Source organism: Streptomyces sp. GL_141 (assembly GCF_057834385.1).
Genome location: NZ_CM174402.1, coordinates 1,939,790 through 1,966,227 on the forward strand (window position 1 = coordinate 1,939,790; position 26,438 = coordinate 1,966,227).

At 72.5% G+C, this 26,438-nt stretch carries 24 protein-coding genes; 10 read left to right on the top strand and 14 right to left on the bottom strand.

The annotated features are described in order from the left end of the window. Positions 1-15 precede the first annotated feature (15 nt). The 5 genes from AC3IX6_RS08255 to AC3IX6_RS08275 all read right to left on the bottom strand — a co-directional run bounded on the left by AC3IX6_RS08255 (position 16) and on the right by AC3IX6_RS08275 (position 4,529). Entirely contained in the window at positions 16-963 is a 948-nt protein-coding gene (locus AC3IX6_RS08255) for an ABC transporter permease subunit (RefSeq protein WP_489369583.1), read from the bottom strand. Then, complete coding sequence (locus AC3IX6_RS08260) at positions 960-1,790, bottom strand: ABC transporter ATP-binding protein (RefSeq protein WP_489369584.1); 831 nt, start codon at positions 1,788-1,790, stop codon at positions 960-962. The genes AC3IX6_RS08255 and AC3IX6_RS08260 overlap by 4 nt, the downstream gene beginning before the upstream one ends. Before the next feature lie 6 nt (positions 1,791-1,796). Beyond that, positions 1,797-2,831 carry an ABC transporter substrate-binding protein gene (locus AC3IX6_RS08265; protein ID WP_489369585.1) on the bottom strand — a complete coding sequence of 345 codons (1,035 nt, stop codon included), beginning with the start codon at positions 2,829-2,831 and terminating at the stop codon, positions 1,797-1,799. 83 nt (positions 2,832-2,914) lie between these two features. Beyond that, entirely contained in the window at positions 2,915-3,472 is a 558-nt protein-coding gene (gene ssuE, locus AC3IX6_RS08270; RefSeq protein ID WP_389689493.1) for an NADPH-dependent FMN reductase, read from the bottom strand. A 112-nt stretch (positions 3,473-3,584) separates the two neighbouring features. Next, positions 3,585-4,529, bottom strand: coding sequence for a TauD/TfdA dioxygenase family protein (locus AC3IX6_RS08275; RefSeq protein ID WP_489369586.1), 945 nt, complete (start codon positions 4,527-4,529; stop codon positions 3,585-3,587). 784 nt (positions 4,530-5,313) lie between these two features. Between AC3IX6_RS08275 and AC3IX6_RS08280 the strand changes: the two genes are divergently transcribed. From AC3IX6_RS08280 to meaB, 5 genes are all read left to right on the top strand, one after another. Further along, complete coding sequence (locus AC3IX6_RS08280; RefSeq protein WP_489369587.1) at positions 5,314-5,442, top strand: hypothetical protein; 129 nt, start codon at positions 5,314-5,316, stop codon at positions 5,440-5,442. A 174-nt stretch (positions 5,443-5,616) separates the two neighbouring features. After that, the gene (locus AC3IX6_RS08285) at positions 5,617-6,870 is read left to right on the top strand and encodes an ROK family transcriptional regulator (protein ID WP_489369588.1); all 1,254 of its coding nucleotides are present in this window, start codon (positions 5,617-5,619) and stop codon (positions 6,868-6,870) included. 62 nt (positions 6,871-6,932) lie between these two features. Beyond that, positions 6,933-8,789: a methylmalonyl-CoA mutase family protein gene (locus AC3IX6_RS08290; protein ID WP_489369589.1), complete on the top strand. Its 1,857-nt coding sequence runs from the start codon at positions 6,933-6,935 to the stop codon at positions 8,787-8,789. 20 nt (positions 8,790-8,809) lie between these two features. Beyond that, complete coding sequence (gene scpA, locus AC3IX6_RS08295; RefSeq protein WP_489371371.1) at positions 8,810-10,990, top strand: methylmalonyl-CoA mutase; 2,181 nt, start codon at positions 8,810-8,812, stop codon at positions 10,988-10,990. A gap of 5 nt (positions 10,991-10,995) precedes the next feature. Beyond that, positions 10,996-11,979 carry a methylmalonyl Co-A mutase-associated GTPase MeaB gene (gene meaB / locus AC3IX6_RS08300; RefSeq protein ID WP_489369590.1) on the top strand — a complete coding sequence of 328 codons (984 nt, stop codon included), beginning with the start codon at positions 10,996-10,998 and terminating at the stop codon, positions 11,977-11,979. A gap of 301 nt (positions 11,980-12,280) precedes the next feature. Here meaB and AC3IX6_RS08305 read toward each other — a convergent pair whose 3' ends face one another. After that, positions 12,281-13,291 carry an asparaginase gene (locus tag AC3IX6_RS08305; protein ID WP_489369591.1) on the bottom strand — a complete coding sequence of 337 codons (1,011 nt, stop codon included), beginning with the start codon at positions 13,289-13,291 and terminating at the stop codon, positions 12,281-12,283. Positions 13,292-13,427: 136 nt separating this feature from the next. On the opposite strand from AC3IX6_RS08305, the gene AC3IX6_RS08310 reads away from it, so the two are divergent. Beyond that, positions 13,428-13,877 (top strand): Lrp/AsnC family transcriptional regulator, encoded by a 450-nt coding sequence (locus tag AC3IX6_RS08310; protein ID WP_489369592.1) that lies wholly within the window; start codon positions 13,428-13,430, stop codon positions 13,875-13,877. Positions 13,878-13,927: 50 nt separating this feature from the next. Here AC3IX6_RS08310 and AC3IX6_RS08315 read toward each other — a convergent pair whose 3' ends face one another. Both AC3IX6_RS08315 and AC3IX6_RS08320 read right to left on the bottom strand, forming a co-directional pair. Further along, the gene (locus tag AC3IX6_RS08315) at positions 13,928-16,192 is read right to left on the bottom strand and encodes a hypothetical protein (RefSeq protein WP_489369593.1); all 2,265 of its coding nucleotides are present in this window, start codon (positions 16,190-16,192) and stop codon (positions 13,928-13,930) included. A 133-nt stretch (positions 16,193-16,325) separates the two neighbouring features. Further along, positions 16,326-17,015 carry a DUF3800 domain-containing protein gene (locus AC3IX6_RS08320; RefSeq protein WP_489369594.1) on the bottom strand — a complete coding sequence of 230 codons (690 nt, stop codon included), beginning with the start codon at positions 17,013-17,015 and terminating at the stop codon, positions 16,326-16,328. Positions 17,016-17,526: 511 nt separating this feature from the next. On the opposite strand from AC3IX6_RS08320, the gene AC3IX6_RS08325 reads away from it, so the two are divergent. The 4 genes from AC3IX6_RS08325 to AC3IX6_RS08340 all read left to right on the top strand — a co-directional run bounded on the left by AC3IX6_RS08325 (position 17,527) and on the right by AC3IX6_RS08340 (position 20,663). After that, entirely contained in the window at positions 17,527-19,110 is a 1,584-nt protein-coding gene (locus tag AC3IX6_RS08325; protein ID WP_489371372.1) for an amidohydrolase, read from the top strand. Then, entirely contained in the window at positions 19,107-19,337 is a 231-nt protein-coding gene (locus AC3IX6_RS08330; protein ID WP_489369595.1) for a hypothetical protein, read from the top strand. The genes AC3IX6_RS08325 and AC3IX6_RS08330 overlap by 4 nt, the downstream gene beginning before the upstream one ends. Further along, a complete protein-coding gene (locus tag AC3IX6_RS08335) occupies positions 19,334-20,053 on the top strand; it encodes a 4'-phosphopantetheinyl transferase family protein (RefSeq protein ID WP_489369596.1) in 720 nt (239 codons plus the stop codon). Before AC3IX6_RS08330 ends, AC3IX6_RS08335 begins: the two co-directional genes overlap by 4 nt. A gap of 82 nt (positions 20,054-20,135) precedes the next feature. Further along, positions 20,136-20,663 carry a GNAT family N-acetyltransferase gene (locus AC3IX6_RS08340; protein WP_489369597.1) on the top strand — a complete coding sequence of 176 codons (528 nt, stop codon included), beginning with the start codon at positions 20,136-20,138 and terminating at the stop codon, positions 20,661-20,663. A gap of 66 nt (positions 20,664-20,729) precedes the next feature. On the opposite strand, the gene AC3IX6_RS08345 is transcribed toward AC3IX6_RS08340, so the two are convergent. The 6 genes from AC3IX6_RS08345 to AC3IX6_RS08370 all read right to left on the bottom strand — a co-directional run bounded on the left by AC3IX6_RS08345 (position 20,730) and on the right by AC3IX6_RS08370 (position 26,294). Next, positions 20,730-21,863: an acetylornithine transaminase gene (locus AC3IX6_RS08345; protein WP_489371373.1), complete on the bottom strand. Its 1,134-nt coding sequence runs from the start codon at positions 21,861-21,863 to the stop codon at positions 20,730-20,732. Between the two features lie 47 nt (positions 21,864-21,910). Next, positions 21,911-22,855: an acetylglutamate kinase gene (gene argB / locus AC3IX6_RS08350; protein WP_489371374.1), complete on the bottom strand. Its 945-nt coding sequence runs from the start codon at positions 22,853-22,855 to the stop codon at positions 21,911-21,913. A 62-nt stretch (positions 22,856-22,917) separates the two neighbouring features. Further along, a complete protein-coding gene (argJ, locus tag AC3IX6_RS08355; protein ID WP_489369598.1) occupies positions 22,918-24,069 on the bottom strand; it encodes a bifunctional glutamate N-acetyltransferase/amino-acid acetyltransferase ArgJ in 1,152 nt (383 codons plus the stop codon). Continuing rightward, positions 24,066-25,103 carry an N-acetyl-gamma-glutamyl-phosphate reductase gene (gene argC, locus AC3IX6_RS08360; protein ID WP_489369599.1) on the bottom strand — a complete coding sequence of 346 codons (1,038 nt, stop codon included), beginning with the start codon at positions 25,101-25,103 and terminating at the stop codon, positions 24,066-24,068. The genes argJ and argC overlap by 4 nt, the downstream gene beginning before the upstream one ends. 91 nt (positions 25,104-25,194) lie before the next feature. After that, entirely contained in the window at positions 25,195-25,902 is a 708-nt protein-coding gene (locus AC3IX6_RS08365) for an isochorismatase family protein (protein ID WP_489369600.1), read from the bottom strand. A gap of 179 nt (positions 25,903-26,081) precedes the next feature. After that, positions 26,082-26,294, bottom strand: coding sequence for an MbtH family protein (locus AC3IX6_RS08370; protein WP_489369601.1), 213 nt, complete (start codon positions 26,292-26,294; stop codon positions 26,082-26,084). Positions 26,295-26,438 lie beyond the last annotated feature (144 nt).

The following is a 26,438-nucleotide window of genomic DNA, read 5'->3' on the forward strand; positions in this document are numbered from 1 at the left end:
TCGTGGGTCAGGGCCTCAGGAGGGGACGCGCCATGTGCTCAGGCGGCGTTCGATCGTGACGAGGATCTGGTTGAAGGCGAGGCCGATCACGGAGATCGTGACGATGCCCGCGTACATCTGCGGGATCGCGAAGTTGAACTGCGAGGCGTTGATCAGGTAGCCGAGGCCCGCCTTCGCGCCGATCATCTCGGCGGCGACCAGGACCAGGATGGAGACCGCCCCCGCCAGGCGGATGCCGGTGAAGATGACCGGCACCGACGCGGGCAGGATCACCTTCTGGAACAGCTTCGGCGTGGACAGGTCCATCGAGCGCGCCAGTTTCACCAGGGTCGGATCGGCGTTGCCCACGGCGCTGATGGTGTTCAGCAGGATCGGCCAGACGCAGGCGTAGACGATGATCGAGACCTTCGAGGTCTCCCCGATGCCCAGCAGCAGGACGAACACCGGCAGCAGCGCGAGCGCCGCCGTGTTGCGGAACACCTCCAGCAGCGGCCCGAGCAGCGCCGCCACCGGCCGGTACCAGCCGATCAGCAGCCCGAGGGGGACCGCGACGGCCACCGCGATGCCGAATCCGCCGAAGGAGCGGGCCAGGCTGGCCTTGCTGTGCTCGGCGAGCTGCCCGTTGCCCAGCAGCTCCCACCAGGCCTTGGCGACCTCGCTCACCGGCGGCAGGAACGTCGCGTCGACCAGTCCCAGCCGCGGCGCCGTCTCCCACAGGGCCAGCAGGGCGAGGATCGCCGCCGAGCGCAGCGCCACCGCCCGCAGCACGCGCAGCACGCGCAGCGCCACGGCCGTGGCCGGCGCCCGTACGGGGGCCCGCGCGGGGGTCCGTACGGCCTCGGGCGCGAGGGTCCGTACCGCCGTCGCCTCGGTCTCCGGCGCCGGCTCCGGCTGCGTCTGCGTCTGCGTCCCGGCCTCCGGCTGCGTCCCGGCCTCCACCGCCGCTTCCACCGTGGTGCTCATACGGCGACCTCCTCCTTCTCCAGTTGCTGGGCGCGGGCCACCTCGTCGTGGAGCAGGGTCCAGATCTCGTGGCGGTAGCGGGCGAACTCCGGGCTGGAACGCAGGTCTTCACCGGTGGCCCCGGTGGCCCGGTCGCCGAACGACACCGGGACGACCTGCTTGACCCGCCCGGGGCGGGAGGTGATGACGGCCACCCGCTGCCCGAGGTAGACGGCCTCTTCGATGCCGTGCGTGATGAACACGATCGTCTTGCCGGTGCTCTGCCAGATCCGCCGCAGTTCGTCCTGGAGGGACTCGCGGGTCTGCGCGTCGAGCGCCGCGAACGGCTCGTCCATCAGCAGCACGTCCGGGTCGTACGCGAGCGAGCGCGCGATGGCGACCCGCTGGCGCATGCCGCCGGACAGTTCGTGCGGGTGCCGGTCCTCGAACCCGGTGAGACCGACGAGCTCCAGGAACTCCCTCGCCTTCGCCGCCCGTTGGCGGCGCGGGACGCCGGTGGCCTCCAGGCCGAACTCGATGTTGCCGAGCGCGGTGCGCCACGGCAGCAGCGCGTACTGCTGGAAGACGATGCCCCGGTCGAGCCCCGGCCCGGTGACCGGCTTGCCGTCGAGCAGGATCCGGCCGGAGGTGGCCGGGGTCAGGCCGCCGAGCAGGTCCAGGAGGGTGGACTTGCCGCAGCCGCTGGGGCCCACGACGACCACGAACTCCCCCGACCCGATCTCCAGGTCGATCCCGTCGAGGGCGGTGAACTCCTCCTTGACTCCGTTCTTGTTCTTGCTCTTCGTCGGGAAGGTCTTCGTCACGGACTCGAACACGATCTTCGCCATGCCGGATCAGCCCTTCCCGAATCCGTTGAACTCGTTGGTGTAGAGGTCGGGCGCCTTGAGCTGGCCCTTCTTGATCTCGCCGCGGTCGCCGAGCCAGTCGAGCCAGAGCTGGAACTCCTTGTCCTCGATCCGTCCGCCCTTCTCGGCGACTCCGTAGGAGCGCCAGAACTGCAGGGTCGCCGTGTCCTCGTTGCGGCCGCGCTTCTTGACGATCTCCGTCATCCGCGCGACGACCTCCTCGCGCGCAGTGGTGCGGGACCACTCGATGGCCTTGGCCACGCCGGTCACGAAGCTCCGTACGGTGTCCGGGTTCTGCTTGATGAAGCGGTCGGTCATGATGTAGGTCCCGGCGCTGAACGGGCCGAGCAGTTCCACATCGGTGAACAGCGGGCGGATGCCGCCGGCCGCGAGGGCCTTGTCGCGCAGGACTCCGGTGAGGACGCCGACCTCGATCTGCTTCTGCCGCAGCGACTGTTCGGTGTTGACGGGCGGAACCACGAGGGGCTCGACCTTGGCCGCGTCCTCCTTGGAGAGCCCGCCCCGGCTCAGGTAGATGTCGAGCAGGGCCTGGTAGTGGGCACCCAGGGTGTTCATGCCGACCTTCTTGCCGATCAGGTCGCGGGCCGAGCGGATCGGGCTGTCCTCCAGTACGTAGTAGCCGCCGTAGGAGTACTGGTCGGAGCCGTAGGAGGAGATGACGGCCTTGATCGGGGCCTTGGTGGAGGCGAGCTTGATGACGGCGCCGTTGAAGGCGCTGCCGAAGTGCGTCTGGCCGGTGGCGGCGGACTGGATGTCCTGGGGGCCGCTGATGGTGTTGCCGACCCAGTCCAGGGTCACGTTCCCGAGGTAGCCGAGGTCCGCGGCGAGCTCGGGCAGCGTGACCGCGCCGACCGCTCCCTGGTACTTCAGGGAGGTGATCTGCTCGCCGCTGGAGCCGCCGGTGGCGGTCGCCGTCCCGCAGCTCACCGCGGCCGCCGAGATGCCGAGCAGGGTGAGGAACTGGCGTCGGGAGGTGCGGGTGGTGGTGAAGCCTGCGGACATGGCGATTCCTTGTCGATCCGGGTGGGGCGGGTAGGGCAGGTGAGACGGGTCAGGCGGGTCAGGCGGGTGATTCCGTACGGAGATCAGCGCGCGGTGGCGAGCGCGGCGGCCTGGGCGGCGCGCAGGGCCTCGGCGAACTCGTCGACGGCCTGGTAGAGGTCCAGCTCCGCCTCGGGCCGCAGCCGGTCCGGGCCCGCCCCGCGCTCGACGGAGGAGTCCAGGACGAAGCGGCCGGCGGTGACGTGCCGGGCGCCGAGCGCGGCGAGGACCGGGCGCAGGGCGTAGTCGATGGTCAGGACGTGGGCGAGGCTGCCGCCCGTGGCCAGCGGGAAGACCGTCTTCCCGGCCAGCCCGTCCTGCGGGAGCAGGTCGAGGAAGGCCTTGAGAAGACCGGTGTACGAGGCCTTGTAGACGGGTGTCGCGATGACGATCCCGTCGGCTTCGGCGACGGCTTCCAGGGCCCGGCGGATCTCCGGCTCGCCGCGGCGTGCGGCGAGCAGATCGGCGGCGGGGAGCTCCCGGACGGCGAGCTGCGCGGTCTCGAACCCGGCGTGGTTCAGGCGGCGCAGCACGTGGTCGGCGACCACGTCGGTACGGGAGTGGACGGACGGACTGCCGGTGAGGGCGAGCAGCTTGGGCACGGAGCGCTCCTTGGCTGACGGGGAGGGTGGAGTGGGACGGGTCGTTCGGGGCCGGGCGGGGTGGGGCGGGGCGGGGCCAGGCGCGGTGCCCGGCGGCTCGGGCTTCGGAGGTTCAGGCTTCGGCGGCCGAGGCCGAGGCTCCGGAGGCGATGCCGAAGGCCGGGTCCGGCACGGCTTCCGGGCTGATCAGCCGGGACGGGACCCCGTCGGGCCCGACCGGGACGTCGCCGTCGACGGTCACGCGGCGCAGGGTGCGCTCGTGGTCGTCGGAGTCGTCGACGCCGTAGTGCTGGGTGGCGCGGTTGTCCCAGATCGCGACGTCACCGGCCTGCCACTGCCAGCGGACGGTGTTCTCGGGGAGCTCGATGTGGGCCTGGAAGAGGTCCTGGAGGAGGCGCGAGTCGCGGCCGGTGAGCCCGTTGATCCGCTGGACGAAGTTGCCGAGCAGCAGGGTGCGTTCGCCGGTCTCGGGGTGGACCCGGACCACCGGGTGCTCGGTGAGGAACTTGGTGGAGGTGAACACCTCGCGGTACTGGGCGAGCGCCTCGGGCAGGGCGTCGGGCTTCAGGGCCGCGTAGTCGTACTCGTTGGAGTGCACGGCGCGCAGGCTGTCGGCGAGGACGCGCAGCGGCTCGGGCAGACCGGCGTAGGCGGTGGCCGTGTTGGCCCACAGGGTGTTGCCCCCGTACGGCGGGATGGTGACGGCGCGCAGGATGGAGAAGGCGGGGTAGGCGGGGACGAAGGTGACGTCCGTGTGCCACTGGTTGGCGCGGGCTCCGTGGTGGGAGTCGATGCCGAGGGCGTAGCGCCCGTCGGCGGAGGGCACGGTGGGGTGCGCGACGGGCGCTCCGAGCAGCTCGGCGAAGGCCTCGTGGCCGTCCTCGTCGAGGTGGTCCTGACCGCGGAAGAAGACGACCTTGTGGGCGAGCAGCGCGGCCCGGATCCCGGCGACGGCCTCGGCTTCGAGCTCGCCGCCGAGCCGGACTCCGCCGATCTCGGCGCCTATGCGACCGCCGATCTTGGTGACGGTGAGGTCGGTGCGGGTGGCAGTGGACATGACGGGCTCCTTGTTTATTTCCGCAGAGGAAGAAATGAGGGGAAGCGAGGACGGACGAGGACGAGGGAGGTCCGGCCGGGGAAGACGGACGGGTGGTGATGGTGTGCGACGGGGGCGACGAGGTTCGGCGGGCGGCGAGCGTCAAAGGGCAGGGGCCGGCGGCGGGGCAGCGAAGTTCAGCGGTCAGAGTCCGACGAGGATCGCCGGGCAGCCGGCGAGCGGCCGACGACGGGGCGAGCGGGCGCTACCCGGGTCCGATCGGCCTGAACCCGGAGCTCTGAACCCGGAGCCCTGAACCGGGAGCCCTGAACCCGGAACCCTGACCACCGACAGTCCGCCGGTGACACGGCGCGAGCCCGTACGACCTCCCCGGACGGCGGGGCGCGAACGCCCGCCCGCTCGGCACGTCGGTGATGCAAGGGCCTCGGGAGGCTCAGGGGCGCAGACGCTCAGGAACAGCGCGGGGCCGTACAGCGACGGCCCTGACACTCGCCCGGCGCGGTACAGAGGCCGGGGGTGTGGAGCCGCGGGGCGAGGAACTCGGTCGCGGTCATGTCCCGGAGACTGCCAGCGCCCCCACCCCCGGTCAACCCCACGGAACACCCCCCACCATCACCCCGAACCCCCGGCACACACCCCCCACGACCTGCGCTTTCACCATGTCCCGCCACTCCCGGAACGGCCGAAACCCATGGCCTGATTTCACGCCACCGCAACGCACCCGCCACGCACCACCCCCTCCGGAAGCCACGCACGCCGCGGGTACGCCCTGCCCGGTGGTCAGGTGTTCGCCGACGCCTTCCGCACCTTCGCCGTCGACTGGAGCCCCGAGGCGATCCCGCCACCCCAGACCACCAGACCGACCCCAACCCCACCCACCGACACCGAGCCCGACAGCCCCGCCGCCGCGTGAAGCGCGGGGCCTGGGGCGGAGCCCCGGCAACGGAACGGAGCCGCACGACACCACACCACCCGGCCACCCAAATCAGCCCCGCCGGCGTTTGAGGCGCGGGGTCCGGGGCCGAGCCCCGGGAGCGGCGCCGCACGGTGCGACCCCACCCGCCCCCGCCGAGCGCAGCGACACGGCATGATCGGGACCACACCCCACCCCCCGAGGAGCCCGCCCGTGCCCCCCACCCCCGGTGACAGCCGGGCCGCCGCCAACGCCGCCTCCGTGCTCCGCGCCGTCCTGGCCCACGGCCCCCTCGCGCGGAGCGACATCCCGAAGCTCTGCGGTCTCAGCCCGGCCGCGGTGTCCCGGCAGACCACGGCCCTGCTCCGCGCCGGCCTGCTGCACGAGCACCCCGAGCCGGAGCAGCCGCCCGCGGCAACCGGGGCCGGGCCCGGCACGGGGCCCGGCCCCGGCCGCCCCCGCATCCCCCTCGACCTGCACACCGGCCCCCTCGGCGGCCCCCTCGCCGCCGGCCTGCACATCGGCGTGCCCGCCTCCACCTTCAGCCTCGTGGACCTGCGCGGCCGCGTCCTGGCCCGCCGGGCCTTCCCGCACGCGGGCCGCTCCCCCGGCAGCCTCCCCGCCGACATCGCCGCCGAACTCGGCCGGTTCCTCCAGGTCTCCAACCCCGCCGGCCGCCCCCTGCTCGGCGTCGGCGCGGCCCTCGGCGGCTGGGTCCGCCCCGCCGACGGCACCGTCGTGCGCCACGACGCCCTGGGCTGGCGCGAGCTCCCCCTCGCCGCCGAGCTCTCCGACCGGCTCGGCCTGCCCGTCTCCGTGGACAACCACGCCCGCGCCATCGCCCACGCCGAGATCCTCTTCGGCCGCCCGGAGGCCCGCTCCAGCCTCCTCCACCTGTTCATCGGCAACGTCGTCGACGCCGCCTTCGGCATCGAGGGCACCGTGCACCAGGGCCCGGAAGCCGCCGCCGGGGACGTCGCGCACCTCCCGGTGCCCGGTTCGCGGACGCCCTGCGCGTGCGGGCGTACGGGCTGCCTCCAGGCGAGCGCCTCCGACGGGGTCCTCGGCGCCGAGGCCGTGCGCCGCGGCATCGTCCCGGAAGCCGCCGACAATGCAGTCAACCTCCTGGTCGACGCCGCCGCCACCGGCGACCCCCGTGCCGACCGGCTGCTGCGCGAACGCGCCCGTACGGTCGGCCGGGCCGCCGCACTGCTCCTCGACGTGTTCAACCCGGCCGTCATGGTGGTCGCCGAGCTGGCCAGCATCCTCCACGACGGCTACCTCGACGAGATCCGCGACGCGGCCGGTGACCAGGAGCGTTACGGGCGGCGGATCGTCGCCCCGCAGGCGGGTCCGGCCGTACTCCCGGTAGCCTCCGCGACCGTCCTCCTCGCCCCGCTCTTTCGTGACCCCTCCCGACTCACATGAGAGGGCGAGATCACATCCGGTGGTTATAGGTCGTTCACAGGTACCCCCCTAACATTCGAGCCATGACGGTCCTGCCTGATGACGGGCTCTCCTTGGCCGCCGAATTCCCTGACGCGACGCATGAGCAGTGGCAGCGCCTGGTAGAGGGCGTGCTGCGCAAGTCGGGCAAGGAAGTTTCCGGCGAGGCAGCGGAAGACGCGTTGTCCACGAAGCTTGAAGACGGGCTCACCACCCGCCCGCTGTACACCGCGCCCGACGCCGCGGCCGACACCGGTTTCCCCGGTTTCGCGCCGTTCGTGCGGGGCGGCCGCGCCGAGGGCAGCGCCGCCTCGGGCTGGGACGTGCGCCAGCGGATCGCGGGCACCGACCCCGTACGGGTGAACGACGCGGCCCTGGCCGATCTGGAGAACGGCACCACCTCGCTGTGGCTGGCCGTCGGCGACGCCGGTCTCCCCGCGGAGGGCCTGGGCCGTGCGCTGGAGGGGGTCTACCTCGACCTCGCGCCCGTCTCCCTGGACCCCGGAGCCCAATTCACCGAAGCCGCCCGGGCGTTGCTCGCGCTGTACGCCGAGCGCGCGGTGGCCCCCGAGGCCGCCCACGCCTCCCTGGGCGCCGACCCGCTGGGCCACGAGGCCCGGACGGGTGAGGCACTGGACCTGGCGGAGGCCGCCGCGCTCGCCGCGGACACGGCCGCCTGGCCCCATGTACGTGCTCTGACCGTTGATGCCCTGCCCTACCACGAGGCGGGCGGCAGCGCCGCGGAGGAGCTGGGGCTCTCCCTGGCCACCGGGGTCGCCTACCTCCGCGCCCTCACCGAATCCGGTCTGAGCACCGAAGCGGCCCTCGGCGAGCTGGAGTTCCGCTACGCCGCCACCGCCGACCAGTTCCTCACCATCGCCAAACTCCGCGCCGCCCGCCGCCTGTGGGCCCGGATCGCCGAAGCCTGCGCAGCCCCGGCAGCCGGCGCCCAGCGCCAGCACGCCGTGACCTCGCCGGTGATGATGACCCGCCGCGACCCGTGGGTGAACATGCTGCGCACCACCGTCGCCTGCATGGCCGCCGGCGTGGGCGGCGCCGACGCCGTCACCGTGCTCCCCTTCGACCAGGACCTCGGCCTGCCCGACGCCTTCGCCCGCCGCATCTCCCGCAACACCTCCACGATCCTGCTCGAGGAATCCCACCTGGCCCGCGTCATCGACCCGGCCGGCGGCTCCTACTACGTCGAGCAGCTCACCGACGAACTCGCCCACGCCGCCTGGGAGTTCTTCCAGACCATCGAGAAGGCCGGCGGCCAGGCCGCCGCCCTGCGCTCCGGCCTGGTCGCCGACCGCCTCGCCACCACCTGGGCCACACGCTCGAAGAAACTCGCCACCCGACGCGAACCCATCACCGGAGTCAGCGAGTTCCCACACCTGTCCGAAAAGCCCGTCATACGGGAACCCGCCCCGGCACCCCTCACCGGCGGACTCCCCCGCGTCCGGCGCGACGAGGCGTACGAGGCCCTGCGCACCCGCAGCGACGCACACCTCGCGGCAACCGGCACCCGACCCACCATCTTCCTGGCGGCCCTGGGCCCGGCGGCCGCACACACCGCCCGCGCCACCTTCGCCTCCAACCTGTTCCAAGCAGGCGGCATCACCCCGGTCCACGACCCCGTATCAGTAACCCCGGAGACAGCAGCAGCGGCCTACGCGGCAAGCGGCGCCGACGGCATGGCCGTGCTGTGCTCCAGCGACGCGCTGTACGAGGAGCAGGCCGAGGCGGTGGCCGCGGCCCTGCGCTCGGCCGGCGCGACGACCCTGTTCCTCGCGGGCAAGCCCGGCACCTCCGCGGCGGCAGTGGACGAGTACGTCTTCGCCGGCTGCGACGCGGTCGCCGTGCTGTCCTCCGTACTCGACCGGATGGGAGTCGCGTCTTGAGCACCGACCGCACCCCCCGTATCCCCGATTTCTCCGAACTCCCCCTGGACGGCGCCGCCCCGGCCGCCGGCTCCGAGGACCAGTGGCGCACCGCGCTGAAGGAGTCCACCGGCTCCGACGCCACCGAACTCCTGTGGGAAACCCCCGAGGGCATCGGCGTACAGCCCCTGTACACGGGCCGCGACCTGGAGGGCCTGGACTTCCTCCACACCTACCCCGGTGTCGCCCCGTACCTGCGCGGACCGTACCCGACGATGTACGTCAACCAGCCCTGGACGATCCGGCAGTACGCGGGTTTCTCCACCGCCGAGGAGTCCAACGCCTTCTACCGGCGCAACCTCGCCTCCGGCCAGAAGGGCCTGTCGATCGCCTTCGACCTGCCCACCCACCGCGGCTACGACAGCGACCACCCGCGGGTGACCGGCGACGTCGGCATGGCGGGCGTGGCCATCGACTCGATCTACGACATGCGCCAGCTCTTCGACGGCATCCCGCTGGACAAGATGACCGTGTCGATGACGATGAACGGCGCCGTACTACCCATCCTCGCCCTCTACATCGTGGCGGCGGAGGAGCAGGGCGTCTCGCCCGACAAGCTCGCCGGGACCATCCAGAACGACATCCTCAAAGAGTTCATGGTCCGCAACACCTACATCTATCCGCCGAAGCCCTCGATGCGGATCATCTCCGACATCTTCGCCTTCACCTCTCAGAAGATGCCCCGCTACAACTCCATCTCGATCTCCGGCTACCACATCCAGGAAGCCGGAGCCACCGCCGACCTCGAACTCGCCTACACCCTCGCCGACGGCGTGGAGTACCTGCGGGCGGGTCAGGCCGTCGGCCTGGACGTGGACGCCTTCGCACCACGCCTGTCCTTCTTCTGGGCGATCGGCATGAACTTCTTCATGGAAGTCGCCAAGCTCCGCGCGGCCCGCCTCCTCTGGGCGCGCCTGGTCAAGCAGTTCGACCCGAAGAACGCCAAATCCCTCTCCCTGCGCACCCACTCGCAGACATCGGGCTGGTCCCTCACCGCGCAGGACGTCTTCAACAACGTCACCCGCACCTGCATCGAAGCAATGGCCGCGACCCAGGGACACACCCAGTCCCTGCACACCAACGCCCTCGACGAAGCCCTCGCCCTCCCCACCGACTTCTCCGCCCGCATCGCCCGCAACACCCAGCTCCTGCTCCAGCAGGAGTCGGGCACCTGCCGGTCCATCGACCCGTGGGGCGGCAGCGCCTACGTCGAGAAGCTGACGTACGACCTGGCACGCCGGGCCTGGCAGCACATCCAGGAGGTCGAGGCGGCCGGCGGCATGGCGCAGGCCATCGACGCGGGCATCCCCAAGCTCCGCGTGGAGGAGGCGGCGGCCCGCACGCAGGCCCGCATCGACTCCGGCCGCCAACCGGTCATCGGCGTCAACAAGTACCGCGTCGCGACCGACGAGCAAATCGACGTCCTCAAGGTCGACAACTCCTCCGTCCGCACCCAACAGATCACCAAACTCCGGCGGCTGCGCGAGGAGCGCGACGAGGCGGTCACCCAGGACACCCTGCGGGCCCTGACCAACGCGGCCGAGCGCGGGGACGGCAACCTCCTCGCCCTGGCGGTGGACGCGGCGCGTGCGAAGGCCACGGTCGGCGAGATCTCGGACGCCCTGGAGAAGGTGTACGGGCGGCACGCGAGCCAGATCCGTACGATCTCGGGTGTGTACCGAACCGAAGCAGGCGAGTCCCCGTCCCTGGAGCGCACCCGCACGCTCGTCGACCGGTTCGAGGAGGCGGAGGGCCGCCGGCCGCGCATCCTGGTCTGCAAGATGGGCCAGGACGGACACGACCGCGGCCAGAAGGTCATCGCGACCGCCTTCGCCGACCTCGGCTTCGACGTCGACGTCGGCCCCCTCTTCCAGACCCCCGAGGAAGTCGCCCGCCAGGCCGTCGAGGCCGACGTGCACGTGGTCGGCGTCTCCTCCCTCGCCGCCGGCCACCTCACCCTCGTACCCGCACTGCGCGAAGCCCTCGCCACCGAGGGCCGCGAGGACATCATGATCGTCGTGGGCGGCGTCATCCCTCCCGCGGACGTACCCACCCTCCTCGAAATGGGAGCGACGGCGGTGTTCCCACCCGGCACCGTCATCCCCGACGCCGCACACGACCTGGTCACGCGGCTCGCCGCCGACCTGGGCCACGAGCTGTAGCCGCCGTGGCCCGGATCGACATCACCACCTACACCAAGGGCGTACTCGACGGGAAACGCGCATACATCGCACGCGCCATCACCCTCGTCGAATCCACCCTGCCCGCACACCGGACCCTGGCCCAGCAGCTGTTGACGGAACTCCTCCCCCACGCGGGACGAGCCCGCCGCATCGGCATCAGCGGAGTCCCAGGCGTCGGAAAATCCACCTTCATCGACGCCTTCGGCACCCTCCTGACAGGCCTCGGCCACCGCGTGGCGGTCCTGGCCGTCGACCCCTCCTCCACCCGCACAGGCGGCTCCATCCTCGGCGACAAAACCCGCATGGAACGCCTCTCCGTCGACCCCGCAGCCTTCGTCCGCCCATCCCCCTCCGCAGGAACACTGGGCGGAGTGGCAAAAGCAACCCGCGAATCGATCATCGTGATGGAGGCCGCGGGCTACGACGTCGTCCTCGTCGAAACAGTGGGCGTCGGCCAATCCGAAACCACCGTCGCCGGAATGGTCGACTCCTTCCTCCTCCTCTCCCTCGCCCGCACCGGCGACGGCCTCCAAGGCATCAAGAAAGGCGTCCTGGAACTCGCCGACGTCCTCGCCGTCAACAAAGCCGACGGCCCACACGAACGCGACGCAAAGTCCGCGGCACGCGAACTCTCCAGCGCACTGCGCCTGATGCACCCCGCCGACGCCGCCTGGACCCCACCCGTCCTCACGTGCAGCGCCCGCGAATCCACCGGCCTGGAGGAGGTCTGGAACCGCCTGGAACAACACCGCCTACTCCTCGAAGCAGGCGGCCGCCTGGCATCAAAGCGCGCAGCCCAACAAGTCGAATGGACCTGGTCAATGGTCCACGACGAACTCCTCGAACGCCTCCGCTCCAACCCGGCAGTACGGGACCTGGCCCCGACCCTGGAATCAGCAGTCCGAGCAGGCACCCTGACCCCCACCCTGGCAGCCGACCGCCTCCTGGCAGCCTTCACCCACTCCTGAGGGAACCCCAACCCCATCCAGCCCCGCCGGCGTTTGAGGCGCGGGGTCCGGGGCCGACCGAATCCAGCCCCGCCGGCGTTTGAGGCGCGGGGTCCGGGGCCGACCGAATCCAGCCCCGCCGGCGTTTGAGGCGCGGGGTCCGGGGCGGAGCCCCGGGAAACGGAGAAAGGGCGGGGCGGGGAGCAAGCCCCGCGCAGCGGCACCCCCGACCCCGCCCCGGAATCCGGCACGGCGGGCACCGGGAGCCCGGACCACCGCCAGGGTCAGGCGGCGACCAGCACGGGCCCACCGGTGGCCAGGGTCAGGCGGCGACCAGCACCGGCCCACCAGTGGCGAGCATCCGCCGAAGCACCCGCACCCGCTCCTCGACCTCTTCCTCGGCGAGCAACGCCGCCAGCACGGCGACCCGCGCCTGCGGCGCCCGCAGCGTCCCCGTCGGCACGGCCCCGGCCGCGACCAGGTCCACCGCGCCGCCGTGGGTGTAGATCTCCGTCACCGGCCCGGCGGCGACCCGCGTGGTCAGCGCCACCAGCACGCCCTGCGCGACGGCCGCCTTCACCGCGTCCACCACCTCCGGCGTCGCGTTGCCCGCGCCCGTTCCGACCAGCACGATCCCGCGCGCGCCCGCCGCCACCGCGGCGTTCAGCAGCACCGCGTCACCGCTCACGTGGTGCACCACGACGTCCACCCGCGGCGGCCCTTCCGGCGCCTCGGGCATCGCGGGCAGCGGCAGCGGCTCCGGCCGCACCGGCGTGCGCAGCACGGTGACCTTGCCGAAGCCGACCTTCCCGAGCAGTTCCTTCGACGGGTCGGCGAAGGCGTCGAGCGCCACGGCCTGCGCCTTCACGGTCCCGCGGGCCGCGTGCACCCGGCCGGCGAACGTGATCAGGACGCCGAGCCCGCGCGTCTTGGACGCGGTGAGCAGGGCATCGTAGAGATTGCCGGGACCGTCCCCGTCGGCCGCCCCCATGGGCCGCTGCGAGCCGGTGAAGACCACGGATCGCTCATCGTGGTGGTGCAGGTCCAGCAGGAACGCCGACTCCTCCAGCGTGTCGGTGCCGTGCGTGACGACGACCCCGTCCACCCCCGGATCGGCGAGCACCTCGTGCACGGTCCGCAGCAGGGTCAGCTGGTGCGCGGTGGTCAGCCGGGGGCTGTTGACGCTGAACAGGTCGACGACCTCGACGCTCACGCCCTCCGGCAGCGGAGCGGTGGCCATGACCTCGGCCCCGTCGGCGTCGGCCGCGAAACCGGAACCCTGCCAGCGGCTGGCGATCGTCCCGCCCGTACTGATCACGACGATGCGTCCCATGACCACGACCCTTCCCTCACACAGCCCGAAACGGCCCGCACAGATTTTCTACAAACGGCAATAGTAGGCCGATCTACGCGCAATGCGATTGCGATTTCCCCCCACCCCGCAATAAAACCTGAGTGATAATTGCGCCATGGACGCGATCGACAAAGAAATCTTGCGCGAGCTCCAGGCCGACGGCCGGCTCAGCAACCAGGAACTGGCCCAGCGCGTGGGCCTCACCCCCTCCCCCTGCATGCGCCGGGTCCGCCAACTGGAAGAGGAAGGCATCATCCAGGGCTACCGCGCCGTGATCTCCCCCGAAGCGGTGGGCCGCGGCTTCGAGGTCCTGGTCTCCGTGGAGGTCCGCCGCGACCGCGAGGCCGTCGAAGCCTTCGAAGCGGCCCTCCAGGACATCCCCGACGTCATCGAGGCCTACCGCCTCTTCGGCAGCCCCGGCTGCCTCCTGCGCATCGCGGTCGCGGACCTCCGCGCGTACGAACGCCTCTGGATCGAGCAACTGACGGCCCTCTCGGGCGTCACGGAGGTCAACTCCCAGATCATCATGAAGCGCATCAAGGAACACACGGGCCTGCCGGTGTAACACGACGGCCGGGACGGGCTCTTGGAGCCCGTCCCGGCCGTCGCGTGCGCTCAGCCCTCTTCGGGCTCGTCCCGCTTGTAGTCGTCCTTGTGGTTCTCGATCACGCTCAGGATGTGGATCGCCGCATCGCGCAGCTCGGCCCAGTTGGTCTCCACACCGAACACCGGGGGAAGCGTCACGCCCTCCCCCAGCCTTTCCAGGAGGTCGAGGTTGACCTTGGCGTCGCTCAGGAGGTTCTTGAACACGCGGCGCACGTCGGAGATGTCCCTCGGAGGCTCCGGCGCCCCGGCCCCTGCCCCGCCTCCCGCACCGCCGGACCACTGCCCGTCCCGGCCGTCGTCGTCCGCGCCGTCCTCGTCATCACCTTCGTCCCCGTCCTCGTCCCCGTCCCCGTCATCGTCGTCATCGTCGTCCAGGGTTCCGAGGACCAGTGCGGCCCGCTCCTCGTCGGAAGCGACGACGACGTCCCATTCGAGCAGCAGGACCGGCTCGCCGTCTTCCCGCAGGACGCGGTCGTCCGCCTCCAGGTCGACCATCAGGTGCTGGTACGCGGCTCCGGCCGTGGACTGCGGGTCCCCCGGCAGGCCCAGCGCCTGCTTGGTGCCCGAGTTCCGGGGCAGCTGGCCATCCTCGAACCGCTGGGCCGCGAAGGCCAGGATCCAGAGGCCGAGGGCGTTGTCCGCCCGGGCGAGCCCCTCGATAACCTTGTGCGGGTCCGCGCGGAAGGGCACCTTGCCCGGCGCCCTGTACAGACCGACCGCCGATCCCACGTTCCGGGTGAGGATCTTGTCGGCGATCAGAGCCGTGCCGCCGGCCAGCGCCAGCGTCAGCCGGGCGTCCTGACTCCCCCCGAGCGCAGGCTCCACCAGCGCCGTGAAGTCGTCGGTCACTATGGGGACCCAGCCGTCGGCGAGGATCTCCTTGAAGAGGACACCGCCGTTGGACCAGGCGTTGCGGGCCTGCTGCGCGGCGGACTTCTTGGTGGACCGCCACGGATGGTCGACGATGGGGCCGAGCAGGCTGGCGTACCCCTTGTCCGTCATCCGGCGTTCGCCCTTGATCTCCTTGGCCCGGTTCCGCAGTTCGTCGGAGATGGCCGGCCGCGTCAGGGTGTGCAGCAGTCGCACGGCGCGCCACAGGCCCGTGCCCGGGATCCGCGGGTCCCCGTACACGGCGGAGACCTCCGAGGCCTTCCTCCGTCCGACGGCCAGTTCGTAGACCGGTTCGAGACCCTCCTGCTTCCGGCTCAGGAGGACGCGCTTGAGGGCCCGGCTGACGACCTCGACGTTCTGCGCGGAGCTGTCCCACGGCTTGAACTCCACGTGCACGGAGGCGAGGATCGAGCGCAGCGCGTCGTCGAACACCTCCTCGGCATTGAGCGAGTCCTCCCGGTCGTGCCCCCGTACGCCGACCGTGATGTGCGCGGGCACGACGTAGGACTGCGCGATCCGGATCGCCGACAGGGGCGGCGCCTCGTCCACGGCCAGGGAGGCGATCTCCTTGGTGAACTGCGCCCGCTGGCCCTTGCGCCAGTTCTCCCGGGCCAGCGCCATCCGCTGGGTCAACGGCCTGACCGGGTCGTTCGCGGACGGCCGCTGCTCGGCCACCAGCACCTCGGCCGCCAGCTTCCCGACGTCCTCGGGGTCGTCGTCCGGTCCCGCGAACACGTTCCACGCGCTGGCCAGCCGGGTGATCCCGTCCCGGGCGATCAGGCCGTAGACCGGGTCGGAGCCGTCCTCGAACTCGTAGACGACCGGGTGCACGATCAGTGCGCGGGTGACCCGGCGGGCAAGGATCGACTCGACGTAGGAGTTCTTGTAGAGGGTGGCCGAGATGGTCTGCTGTACGTGCTTCCGCAGGTGCGCGGGGCTCTCGTAGAGGTACCGGAGGATCGCCTGCGGCTCCCCGTCCTCGGCGACCCCGCCGACCCGGGGGTCGTCGACCCCGAGCAGTTCCTGCCCGGTGCGCGGCTGGATGGCCGGGAAGATCTCCGACAGCCAGAGCCGGGAGTGCACGGAGCGCAGGGTCGCCCCGTCCACGTGCTCTTCCAGGAGCAGGCCGGCGCGGGCGTCCTGCGACTCGCGCAGTTGCAGGGTCACCGTCTCCGGCGTGACCGCGCCCCGGGCCACGGCGTGCCACGCGTCCTCGGGCAGCGAGACCAGGGAGCTGTTCAGACCCGCCTTGACCAGTTTGCTCCGGTCGTCCATGGCGGAGGGTTCGGGGAGCTCGCGGTCGACGGTGGACACCTCGACCTGCTCTTTGCCCCAGGTGACGATGATCGGCGAGGCCGGACGGTTGGATGGGGACGCGGGCATGGAGCCACTCCTCTTGGTGGGTCGATATGGGAGACTGGAAACGCGGTTCTGGCCCCGCCTCGTGCGGGCTCCCAGGTCCTGCCCGGCTGGGCCCCGGATCCGTCCGGGGCCCAGCCCCTTTCGTTTCGCGCCCTCAGCGGGCGCGGGGCCCTTCGGCGTGCGGGAACGTCTCGGCGAACCAGTGCCACATGGACTTGCGGGATTCCCTCTTGGCGACCGCCTGGTAGGCCGCGTACGCGAGGAAGTCGGCGGCCTGCAGCAGGTCGCGGGTGCGGGCGGGCTCGAACACCGGATCGCCTACGAGGTACCGGCCCTGCGGGGAGAGCGTCCGGTGGGCCTCCCGGAGCGCGGCCTCCCTCCCGTCGCCGTCCACGATCAGCCGGCCGTACGTACCGTCCTCGGCCAGCTCGGCGTTCAGGTCGCGCACGAAGGCCGCGAACAGCGCCGGGCGGTCCCGCGCGTAGTCGACCGTCTCCCGGTAGACGGAGTGCACCCGGACGCCGGGCATCCCGGCGATGACACGGAGGCCGCGGAGGATGACCTCCTGCGTGTGCTGCCGGTGGAATGCGGGGCTGCTGCTCCGCGAGCGGCGGAACTGACCTCGGGGTCCGGCGAGTTCGACGGCGTGCAGGGCGACGGAGGCCGGTATCAGGAGCCGGGTGTCCGCTGCGAGTTCCTCACGGAACTCGCGCCAGAGCCGCTCGGCGGTGGCACGGTAGGGCCGGTCGATCCCTAAGGCGGCGAAGTGGATGCTCGTACTGCCGTCACCGCCGTCGTCGACCTCGTAGTCGCGGTGGGGCGTCGCGCCGTTCTCAGGAGACACGGGGAATCAACTCCGCAGGCACGCACGGGCTGGTCCGGACGGCATTGCCGGGGCCTGTCCGCACCGCCTCCGGGGAGGGGTACGGGCGCGGGGTGCTTCACTACCGCGCGGCGCGCCGGCCGACCCCGCCGCCGCCGGTTGCCGCTCGGCCCGGGATCAGACCTCATGGGAGGTACCACCCGGGCTAGCAGCCGCCCTCGGACCGTCAACCACCCGACCCTCAGGGCCTCCAGGATCAATTCCCGGAGCCACGCGTCACAGCGGTGCCTCGCACCACGCTGGAATCAACGATACCGACGAAATCCCGATGTGGTGAAACAAATCCTCTATTCCTACCCGGAGTTGAAGATCGGCACACTCCGCGCACCGGATCACCCCTCCGACGGCGCTCCGCACGTTGACCACGCACCGAGCATTCGGTTAGCCTTACCTAAGTCAGACGGTCGGCGATGACGCGTATCCCGGAACCCGCCGTGGCGGTCCGACTCCCCCTGTGACGGACGGACTGCCCATGCTGTGTTCGAGGTTGATCAACGCGAACATCATCACCATGGATCCGAACCGTCCCGTGGCCCGTGAGCTGGGGATCTGGCGGGGGCGGGTCGTGGGGCTTGACGAGGATGTGGCCTCGTTGGCCGCGCGGGAGGTCGTCGATCTGCAGGGTGCCACCGTGTTGCCCGGGTTCATCGACAGTCATGTGCACCTCGCCTGGACCGGGCTGAAGCAGAGCACCCCGAGCGTCGCCCCGTGCGAGCGGGTCGAGGACGTGCTGGCGGTGGTGGCGGAGGCGGTTGCCCGTTCGGTGGGTGGGGACGGGGCCTGGGTCGATGTCATGGGGTACGACCAGCGGGCGCTGGGGCGGCATCTGACCGCCGCCGAGCTGGATGCGGTCAGCCGCGGGCGCAAGGTGTTCCTGATGCACGACTCGGGACACGGGTGCGTGGTGAACAGTGCGGTGTTGGGGCTGCTGCCTGACGGTGTTCCGCATCGGGACGGCTTCCTGGCCGAAGCCGCCATGACCGCCGCGCGGGCGCTGCGGCTGCCGTACGGGCAGGGCGAGATCGCCGACGCCGTCGAGCGGGCGGCCCGGACCTGTCTCGCCGAGGGCGTGACCGCCGTGGCCGAGGCGGGCATCGGGGGCGGGCTGCTCGGCCACAGCCCGGTGGAGCTCGGCGCCTACCAACTGCTGCGGGACCAGGGGCGGCTGCCGCTGCGGGTGCAGCTCATGCCCGCGGGCGATACGTTGCGGCCGCGCGGGGCGCACCGGGAGGACGGTGTTCCGCGGGCTCTGGACCTGGGCATGCGCACCGGGTTCGGAGACGACTGGCTGTCGCTGGGCGCGCTCAAGATCTACACCGACGGCGGGATGATGGCCCGTACGGCCGCGCTCACGGCCCCGTACGCGGGCACGGACCACACCGGCCAGCTGCAGGACGATCCCGAGCGCCTCACCCGGATGATCATCGACGGCCACCTCGGCGGCTGGCAGCTCGCCGTCCACGCCATCGGGGACCGCGCCGCCGACCTCGCGCTCGACGCGCTGGAGGAGGCGCAGCGGCTGCGGCCCCGCCCGGACGCGCGGCACCGGATCGAGCACGCCGGGCTGATCCGCCCCGACCAGCTCCCGCGCTTCGCGCGGCTGGGGGTCAGCGCGGTCGTCCAGCCGGCCTTCCTCCACTCCTTCGGGGACGACTACGCGGACGTGATGGGCGAGGAGCGGGCCCCCTGGATGTACCGGGGGCGCGGGTTCCTGGACCACGGGGTGACCCTCGTGGGGAGTTCGGACCGGCCCGTCACGGACGGGGCTCCGCTCCGGGCGATCCAGTTCATGGTCGAGCGCCTCTCCGCCTCCGGGCGGCCGGTCGGGCCGGACGAGGCGGTCACGGTCGAGGAGGCGCTGCGCGCCTACACGGTCGCCGGTGCGTACGCCTGCCGGTGGGACGACAGCGCCGGCAGCCTCGCCCCGGGCAAGCGGGCCGACCTGGTCGTCCTGGGTGACGACCCGCGGTACGTCGAGGCCTCCCGGATCGCCGGGATCGAGGTCGTGGCGACATTTGTCGACGGAAACGAAGCGACGGACAAAGGAAAGCTGTGAGCAGTCAGGTGAACGTCCTGGAACGGTTCTCCCCCCTGTGGGAGGCACCCGAGATGCCGCCGCGCTGGGTGATCTGGCACGCGGGCGCGGGCGATTCCTTCGTCTTCGACCGGGAGTTCAACATGCCCGTCGACGTGGACGACACGCTCCTCGGGGAAGTCATGTGCCGGATGCGCGAGGCCGGGGCCCCGGAGGGTGACGATTACCCCGGCCGCCCCTGCGGATGACGGACGCGGCGGAGCGGAACGGAACGGACGGCCCGGCGCGGCCCTGGCTCACCTCGCCCGGACCGGGGCTGTGGGCGGTGCGCGTGAGTCTGTACGCGGAGGGGGCGCGGGAGCGGGAAGGGATGCTCGACGACGGCGAGCGGGCCCGGCTCCAGGGGTTCAGGCACGCCGCCGACCGTGACCAGTACCGGGTCGCGCACGTCGTGCTGCGGCAGTTGCTGGGCGAGCGGCTCGGCCTGGACCCGGCGCAGGTGCGCTTCTTCCGCGAGCCGTGCCCCGGCTGTGGCGGGCCGCACGGACGGCCGGCCGTGGCCGGCGTGCCGCTGCACTTCTCGCTGTCCCACGCGGGGGACGCCGTACTGGTGGCCTTCGCGGACCGTCCGGTCGGCGTCGACGTCGAGCAGCGGCCGGCCCCCGCGCTGGCCGCCCAGGTGGCCTCGGATCTGGCGGAGGTCCTCCATCCCGCCGAGCGCGCCGAGTTGTCGGCGCTGCCGGCCGGCGAGCGCCCCGCCGCGGTGGCCCGCTGCTGGTCCCGGAAGGAGGCCTACCTCAAGGGAGTCGGCATCGGCCTCGGCGGGAACCCGGCCCTGACGTACGTGGGGACCGGCGCCTCCCCCTCGGCCCCGCCGGGATGGACCGTCGCCGACGTGCCCGCCTTCCCCGGCTACGTGGCCGCACGCGCCGTCCGTACGGGCCGACTTGGCTCCGTAAGCTAGGTAAGGCTAACCTTACCTCGACCGTTCCGCCGGGAGGCCCTGCCCCCGCACCCGCACACGGCGGAACCGAGGAAGGAACACCTTGACCACGGCCACGCTGCCCCCTGCCGCCGCGCACGCCACCCTGTCGCCCCGCACCCCCGCCCTGCGCCGGTACGAGGTCCCCGAGTTCTCGGTGCGCCCGGCCCGCCGGGACGACGGCTCCGCGCTCGCCGCCCTCTCCCGGCCGTTCGTCCACGCGGGGGCGCTGCGCGAACGCCCGCTCTCCCTCTACCTCTCCCGGGCGTCCGACTTCCTCGTCGCCCAGGCGCCCGACGGAACCCTCGAAGGCTGCGTCGGGCTGCGCGAACACCCCGCCGCCGGCGTGCTGTACAACTTCTGCGTCGCCGCCCACCGGCAGGGCTCGGGCATGGGCGCCCGCCTGCTGCACGCGGCGTTGGCCCGGGCCCGTGCCCGCTCCCTGACCACGCTGTTCACGGCGACCACCGGCAGCGGCCGCCTCTTCCTCCGCCACGGCTTCCTCCCGGCCTCCCCGGCCCTGGCGCCGACCGACTGGGCCGGGTCCCTGGACCCCGCCCGCGGCGCCCGCGTCCTGTCCCTCGCCCTCTAGGGGGTACGGAGAGACGGTGAAGGGGCGGGTCCCCGAGGGACCCGCCCCTTCACCGTGCGCCCGGGCCTACGCGGCGTCGAGGATCGCGGGCAGCGCCGCCACCAGGGCATCGGCCCGCTCCTGCGGCAGTGTCAGGGCGGGAGCCAGCCGTACGACGCCCGCGCCCGCCGCGTTCACGAGGAACCCGGCGTCCTGCGCGGCCACCTGCACGCGGGCGGCGACCGGCTCGGCGAGGACGACGCCCAGGAGCAGGCCGGCGCCCCGCACTTCGCGGACCAAGGGGTGTTCCAGTGCCTCGATGCCGCGCCGCAGCCGCTCCCCCACCCGCGCGGCGTGCGCGAGCAGCCCTTCCTTCTCGATGGCCTCCAGGACCGCGAGCCCGGCCGCGCACGCGACCGGGTTGCCCCCGAAGGTGGATCCGTGCTGACCGGGGGTCAGCAGCCCGGCGGCGGCGCCGAAGGCGACCGTGGCGCCGATGGGCAGGCCGCCGCCCAGCCCCTTCGCCAGGGTGATCACGTCCGGCTCCGCTCCCGGCTCCGCCTGGTGCGCGAACCAGTGGCCGGTGCGGCCGATCCCGGTCTGCACCTCGTCCAGGACGAGCAGGGTGCCCGTGGCGCGGGTGATCTCGCGGGCCGCCCGCAGGTAACCGGGCGGCGCCGGGACGACTCCGGCCTCGCCCTGCAGGGGTTCGAGGAGGACCGCCGCCGTGTGCTCCGTGACGGCCGCGCGGAGCGCCTCCGCGTCCCCGTAGGGAACGTGCGTGACCTCGCCGGGCAGGGGCAGGAAGGGGGCGCGCTTGGCCGGCTGGCCGGTGAGGGCCAGCGCCCCCAGGGTGCGCCCGTGGAACCCGCCCTCGGTGGCGACCAGGTGCGGGCGCCCGGTCCGGCGGGCGATCTTGAAGGCGGCCTCGACCGCCTCCGCGCCGGAGTTGGCGAAGAACACCCGGCCGGGCCTGTCCAGCAGGGCCAGCAGCCGTTCCGCCAGCGCGACGGCCGGCTCCGAGACGAACAGGTTCGACACGTGGCCGAGCCGGGCGACCTGGTCCTGAACGGCCGACACCAGGGCCGGGTGGGCGTGCCCGAGGGCGTTGACGGCGATCCCGCCGGTGAAGTCCGTGTACGCGCGGCCGTCCTCGTCCCAGACCGTGCTGCCCTCGCCCCTGACCAGGGCCAGCGGGGGCGTACCGTACGTGTCCATCATCACCGCGCGCCAGCGGTCGGCGAGCGGTGTCCTCGTGCCGTCGGCGATCACGCGCCGTCCCCCTCGCCCTTGTCGTCCTTGTCGTCCTTGCCGCCGGACCCCTCGGGCCCGGGCTCCTCGTCCGGCACCACCGTGGTGCCGGGTCCGTCCTCGGTGAGGACCCCGCGCAGCAGCGCGTGCGGCACCCGGCCGTCGATGACCTGCGCCCGGGCGACGCCGCCCTGTACGGCGCGCAGGCAGCCCTCCATCTTGGGGAGCATGCCGCTGGCGAGCTCCGGGAGCAGTGCGTCCAGTTCGCCGGCCGTCAGGCGGTCGATCACCTCGGTGCTGTGCGGCCAGTCCGCGTACAGCCCCTCGACGTCGGTCATCACCACGAGCCGGTCGGCCCCGAGGGCCACGGCCAGTGCCGAGGCCGCGAGGTCGGCGTTGACGTTGTAGACCTGGCCGTCCTCGCCGCGCGCGACGGGCGAGACCACGGGGATGCGGCCCTGCTCCAGCAGGGCGGAGATGGCGCTGCCGTCCACGTCCACGATGTCGCCGACCTGGCCGATGTCCACCGGCAGGCCGTCCACCCAGGCCGGGCGCCGGACGGCGGTCATCGTGTGGGCGTCCTCGCCGGACAGGCCCACGGCGAACGGTCCGTGGGCGTTGATGGCACCGACCAGGTCGCGCTGGACCTGGCCGGTGAGCACCATGCGCACCACGTCCATGGTCTCCGGCGTGGTCACCCGCAGACCGGCCTCAAAGCGCACCTCCAGGCCGAGCCGGTCGAGCAGTGCGCTGATCTGGGGCCCGCCGCCGTGGACGACGACGGGCCGCAGGCCCGCGTGCCAGAGCTCCACGACGTCCTGGGCGAACGTCCGGTGCGCGGACCGGTCCACCATGGCGTTGCCGCCGAACTTGACGACGACCGTCCGGCCTTGGAGCTGCTCCTGCCAGGGCAGGTCCCGGGGGGCCGGCACGGTGGCCTGCGTCTGCACCTGCGCCACCATCTCCGCCTGTGCCTGCGTCTTCGCCTGCTCATGCGTCGTCTCCGCCGTCATCCCGACCCCGTTCACGAGCTGTAGGCGCTGTTCTCGTGCACGTACTCGGCCGTCAGGTCGTTGGTCCAGATGACGGCCGAGGAGTCACCGGAGCGCAGGTCCACCGTGAGGGCGATCCGGCGGCCGGACAGGTCGACCTTCTCGCGCGGCTCTCCCTCGGCGCCGTCCCGGCACACCCAGACGCCGTTGATGGCCACGTCCAGCCGGTCCGCGTCGAAGACGGCGGACGTGGTGCCGATCGCGGACAGCACCCGGCCCCAGTTCGGGTCCTCGCCGTGCAGCGCGCACTTGAGGAGGTTGTTGCGGGCCACCGAGCGGCCCACCTCCACGGCGTCCGCTTCCGAGGCCGCCCCGACGACGGTCACCTCGATCTCCTTGGACGCGCCCTCGGCGTCCGCCACCAGCTGGAGCGCCAGGTCCCGGCACACGGCGTGCACGGCCGCGGTGAGCTCCGCGGGGTCGGGCGTGCTGCCCGAGCTGCCCGAGGCGAGCAGCAGCACGGTGTCGTTGGTGGACATGCAGCCGTCCGAGTCCACCCGGTCGAAGGTGGTGCGCACCGCCGCGCGCAGCGCGGAGTCGAGCACCTCGGCGCTCGCGTCGGCGTCCGTGGTCAGGACGACCAGCATGGTGGCGAGGCCGGGGGCGAGCATGCCGGCGCCCTTCGCCATGCCGCCCACCGTCCAGCCGGGGCCGGTGGCCACCGCCGTCTTGTGGACGGAGTCCGTCGTCTTGATCGCGACGGCCGCCTCCTCGCCGCCCTCGGGCGAGAGCCGGTCCGCGGCGGCGGCGATGCCGGCCGTCACCCGGTCCATCGGCAGCCGGACCCCGATGAGGCCGGTGGAGCACACGGCGATCTCGTCGGGGGCGGCCTCCACGGCCCGGGCGGTGTGCTCCGCCATCGCCCGGGTGTCTTCCGCGCCACCGGGACCCGTACAGGCGTTGGCCCCGCCGGAGTTGAGGACGACGGCGGAGATCCGCCCGTCGGCGAGCGCGCGGCGGGACCAGCGTACGGGCGCGGCCTGTACGCGGTTCGAGGTGAAGACACCGGCGGCGGCGCGGGACGGCCCCCGGTTCACCACCAGGGCCAGGTCCGGGTCACCGGACTCCTTGATGCCGGCGCGCACGGCGCCGGCAAGGAATCCCCGGGCGGCGGTCACACTCACGGAGCCACTCCATTCATGGGCAGGCCCAGCCGTTCCGGCAGGCCGAGGGCTATGTTCATGCTCTGCACCGCGCCACCGGCGGTGCCCTTCGTCAGGTTGTCGATGGCGCTCACGCAGATCAGCCTGCGGGCGTCCCGGTCCACGGCGATCTGCACCTGGGCGGTGTTCGAGCCGAGGACGGCGGCGGTGGTGGGCCACTGACCGGGCGGCAGCAGCCGTACGAACGGCTGGTCGGCGTACGCGGCTTCGAACACGGCGCGCACCTCGTCCTCCGCGAGCGCCTCCGCGGCCGGGCTCAGCCGGGCCGAGCAGGTCGCGAGGATGCCCCGGGGCATGGGCGCCAGGGTGGGCGTGAAGGAGACCGTCACGTCCTCGCCCGCCGCGCGGGACAGGTTCTGGGCGATCTCCGGGGTGTGCCGGTGGCCGCCGCCGACTCCGTACGGGCTCATGGAGCCCATGACTTCGGTGCCGAGGAGGTGCGTCTTGAGCGCGCGTCCGGCGCCGGAGGTTCCGCTGGCGGCGACGATGACGGCTTCGGGCTCGACCAGGTGCGCCGCGTAGGCGGGGAACAGGGCCAGGCTGACCGCGGTGGGGTAGCAGCCGGGGACGGCGATCCGGGTGGCGCCGTTCAATTCCGCTCTGGCCCCCGGGAGTTCGGGCAGGCCGTAGGGCCAGGTGCCGGCGTGGGCGCTGCCGTAGAACCGCTCCCAGGCCGCCGGGTCCCGCAGCCGGAAGTCGGCGCCGCAGTCCACCACCAGGGTGCCGGGCTCCAACTCGGCTGCCAGTGCGCCCGACTGGCCGTGCGGCAGGGCGAGGAAGACCACGTCGTGACCGCGCAGGGAAGCGGCGGAGGTGTCCAGGAGGATCCGGTCGGCGAACTCCGGCAGCTGTGGCTGTACGGACCCCAGCGGACGCCCCGCACTGCTGTGCGCGGTGAGCGCACCGATCTCCACGCCGGGGTGGGAGCTCAGCAGGCGGAGCAGCTCCCCGCCCGCGTAGCCGCTGGCACCGGCCACGGCGACCCGTACGGTCATGTTCTTCCGCTCTCTCTCGGTTCGTTGGGCTGTCCGTCGGCGGCCGACCGCCCGCGGGCGGGCGCCGCGGTCCGGGCGCCGGCGGTTGCGCTCAGGCGTCCTTGCGCGCGTCCCGGAACCCTCCGCCGAGCAGCAGCTCGCGGAGCAGGGTCTCGGTCGTGCACACCACCGCGCTGCGGGCCGCCCAGCGCAGGGCCATCGCGTGCTCCTCGGCGGAGAAGTCGGCGACGGCGTCGGCGACCACGAAGGGCTGGATGTCGTTCATGAAGGCGTCCGCGGCGGTCAGCAGGACGCCGAGGTGGGCGTGGACGCCGCAGACGATCAGCTGGTCGCGCCCCTCCGAACGCAGCAGCCTGCCCAAGTGGCTGCGGAGGAAGGCGTTGTGGCGCACGTTGGCCAGCACGCGCTCGCCCGGCCGCGGGGTGAGCGGCGGGATGATCGCGGCGGCGTCGGTGCCGTCACCGATGCCCGGCCCCCAGACGTCCGCGGCGAGGCCGCGCTGGCCCGGCGGCTGGGCGGCCGGCTCGGCGGTGAAGACGACCGGTATCCCGAGTGCCGTGGCGAGGGCGCGGAGGGCCGCGATGTTCTCCACGAGTTCCACGACCGGGGACCTGTCCGTGGGGAGCTCCCCCACGAAGTGGTTCTGCATGTCGTGGACCAGCAGGGCGGCGCGGCCGGGGTCGATGGCCCAGGACGCGCAGGAGCGGGGCAGGTCGGCGCGGTCGGGCATGGGGTAGGAGCCAATGGCCGGCAGGCCCATGACGATCCCCTCCCCCTGATGCCGTGCGCGCGGCTCCACACGGAGCCCCTTCGCAGTTAGCTTAGCCTAACCTAATTTAGCTCGATCCCGCTCGCGCGACCCATCGACAACCGGCCACGCGCGGCCACCCGTTGGGCCCGGGGGCGCCGGGCCGGCCCGCCCGGACGCAGCGCGGCCCCGGACGCGCCGCGAACGCGGCAGGTCCGGGGCCGTGCCGGTCAGGCTTCGACGGCCGTCACGAGGGACCGGGGGCGGAGGTCGGTCCAGCTCGACTCGATGAACTCCAGGCACGCCTCACGGGTGGTCTCGGCGAGGGCGACCGTCCATCCGCCGGGAGCGTCGGCGAAGGAGGGCCAGAGGGAGTGCTGACCCTCGTCGTTCACCAGGACCAGGAAGCGGCCGTCGGCATCGTCGAACGGGTTGGTGCTCATACTGGGGTTCCTCCAGGAGCCCGATGGGACCGGCGGGTGGCGTCGGTGTGCGGCGCGCGCAGTCCGACAGCGGGCGCCGAGCCCGTGGGGAAGGTCGATCGGGAATGAAGAGAGCCAATCACTTAGGTTAGGCTCGCCTAATTA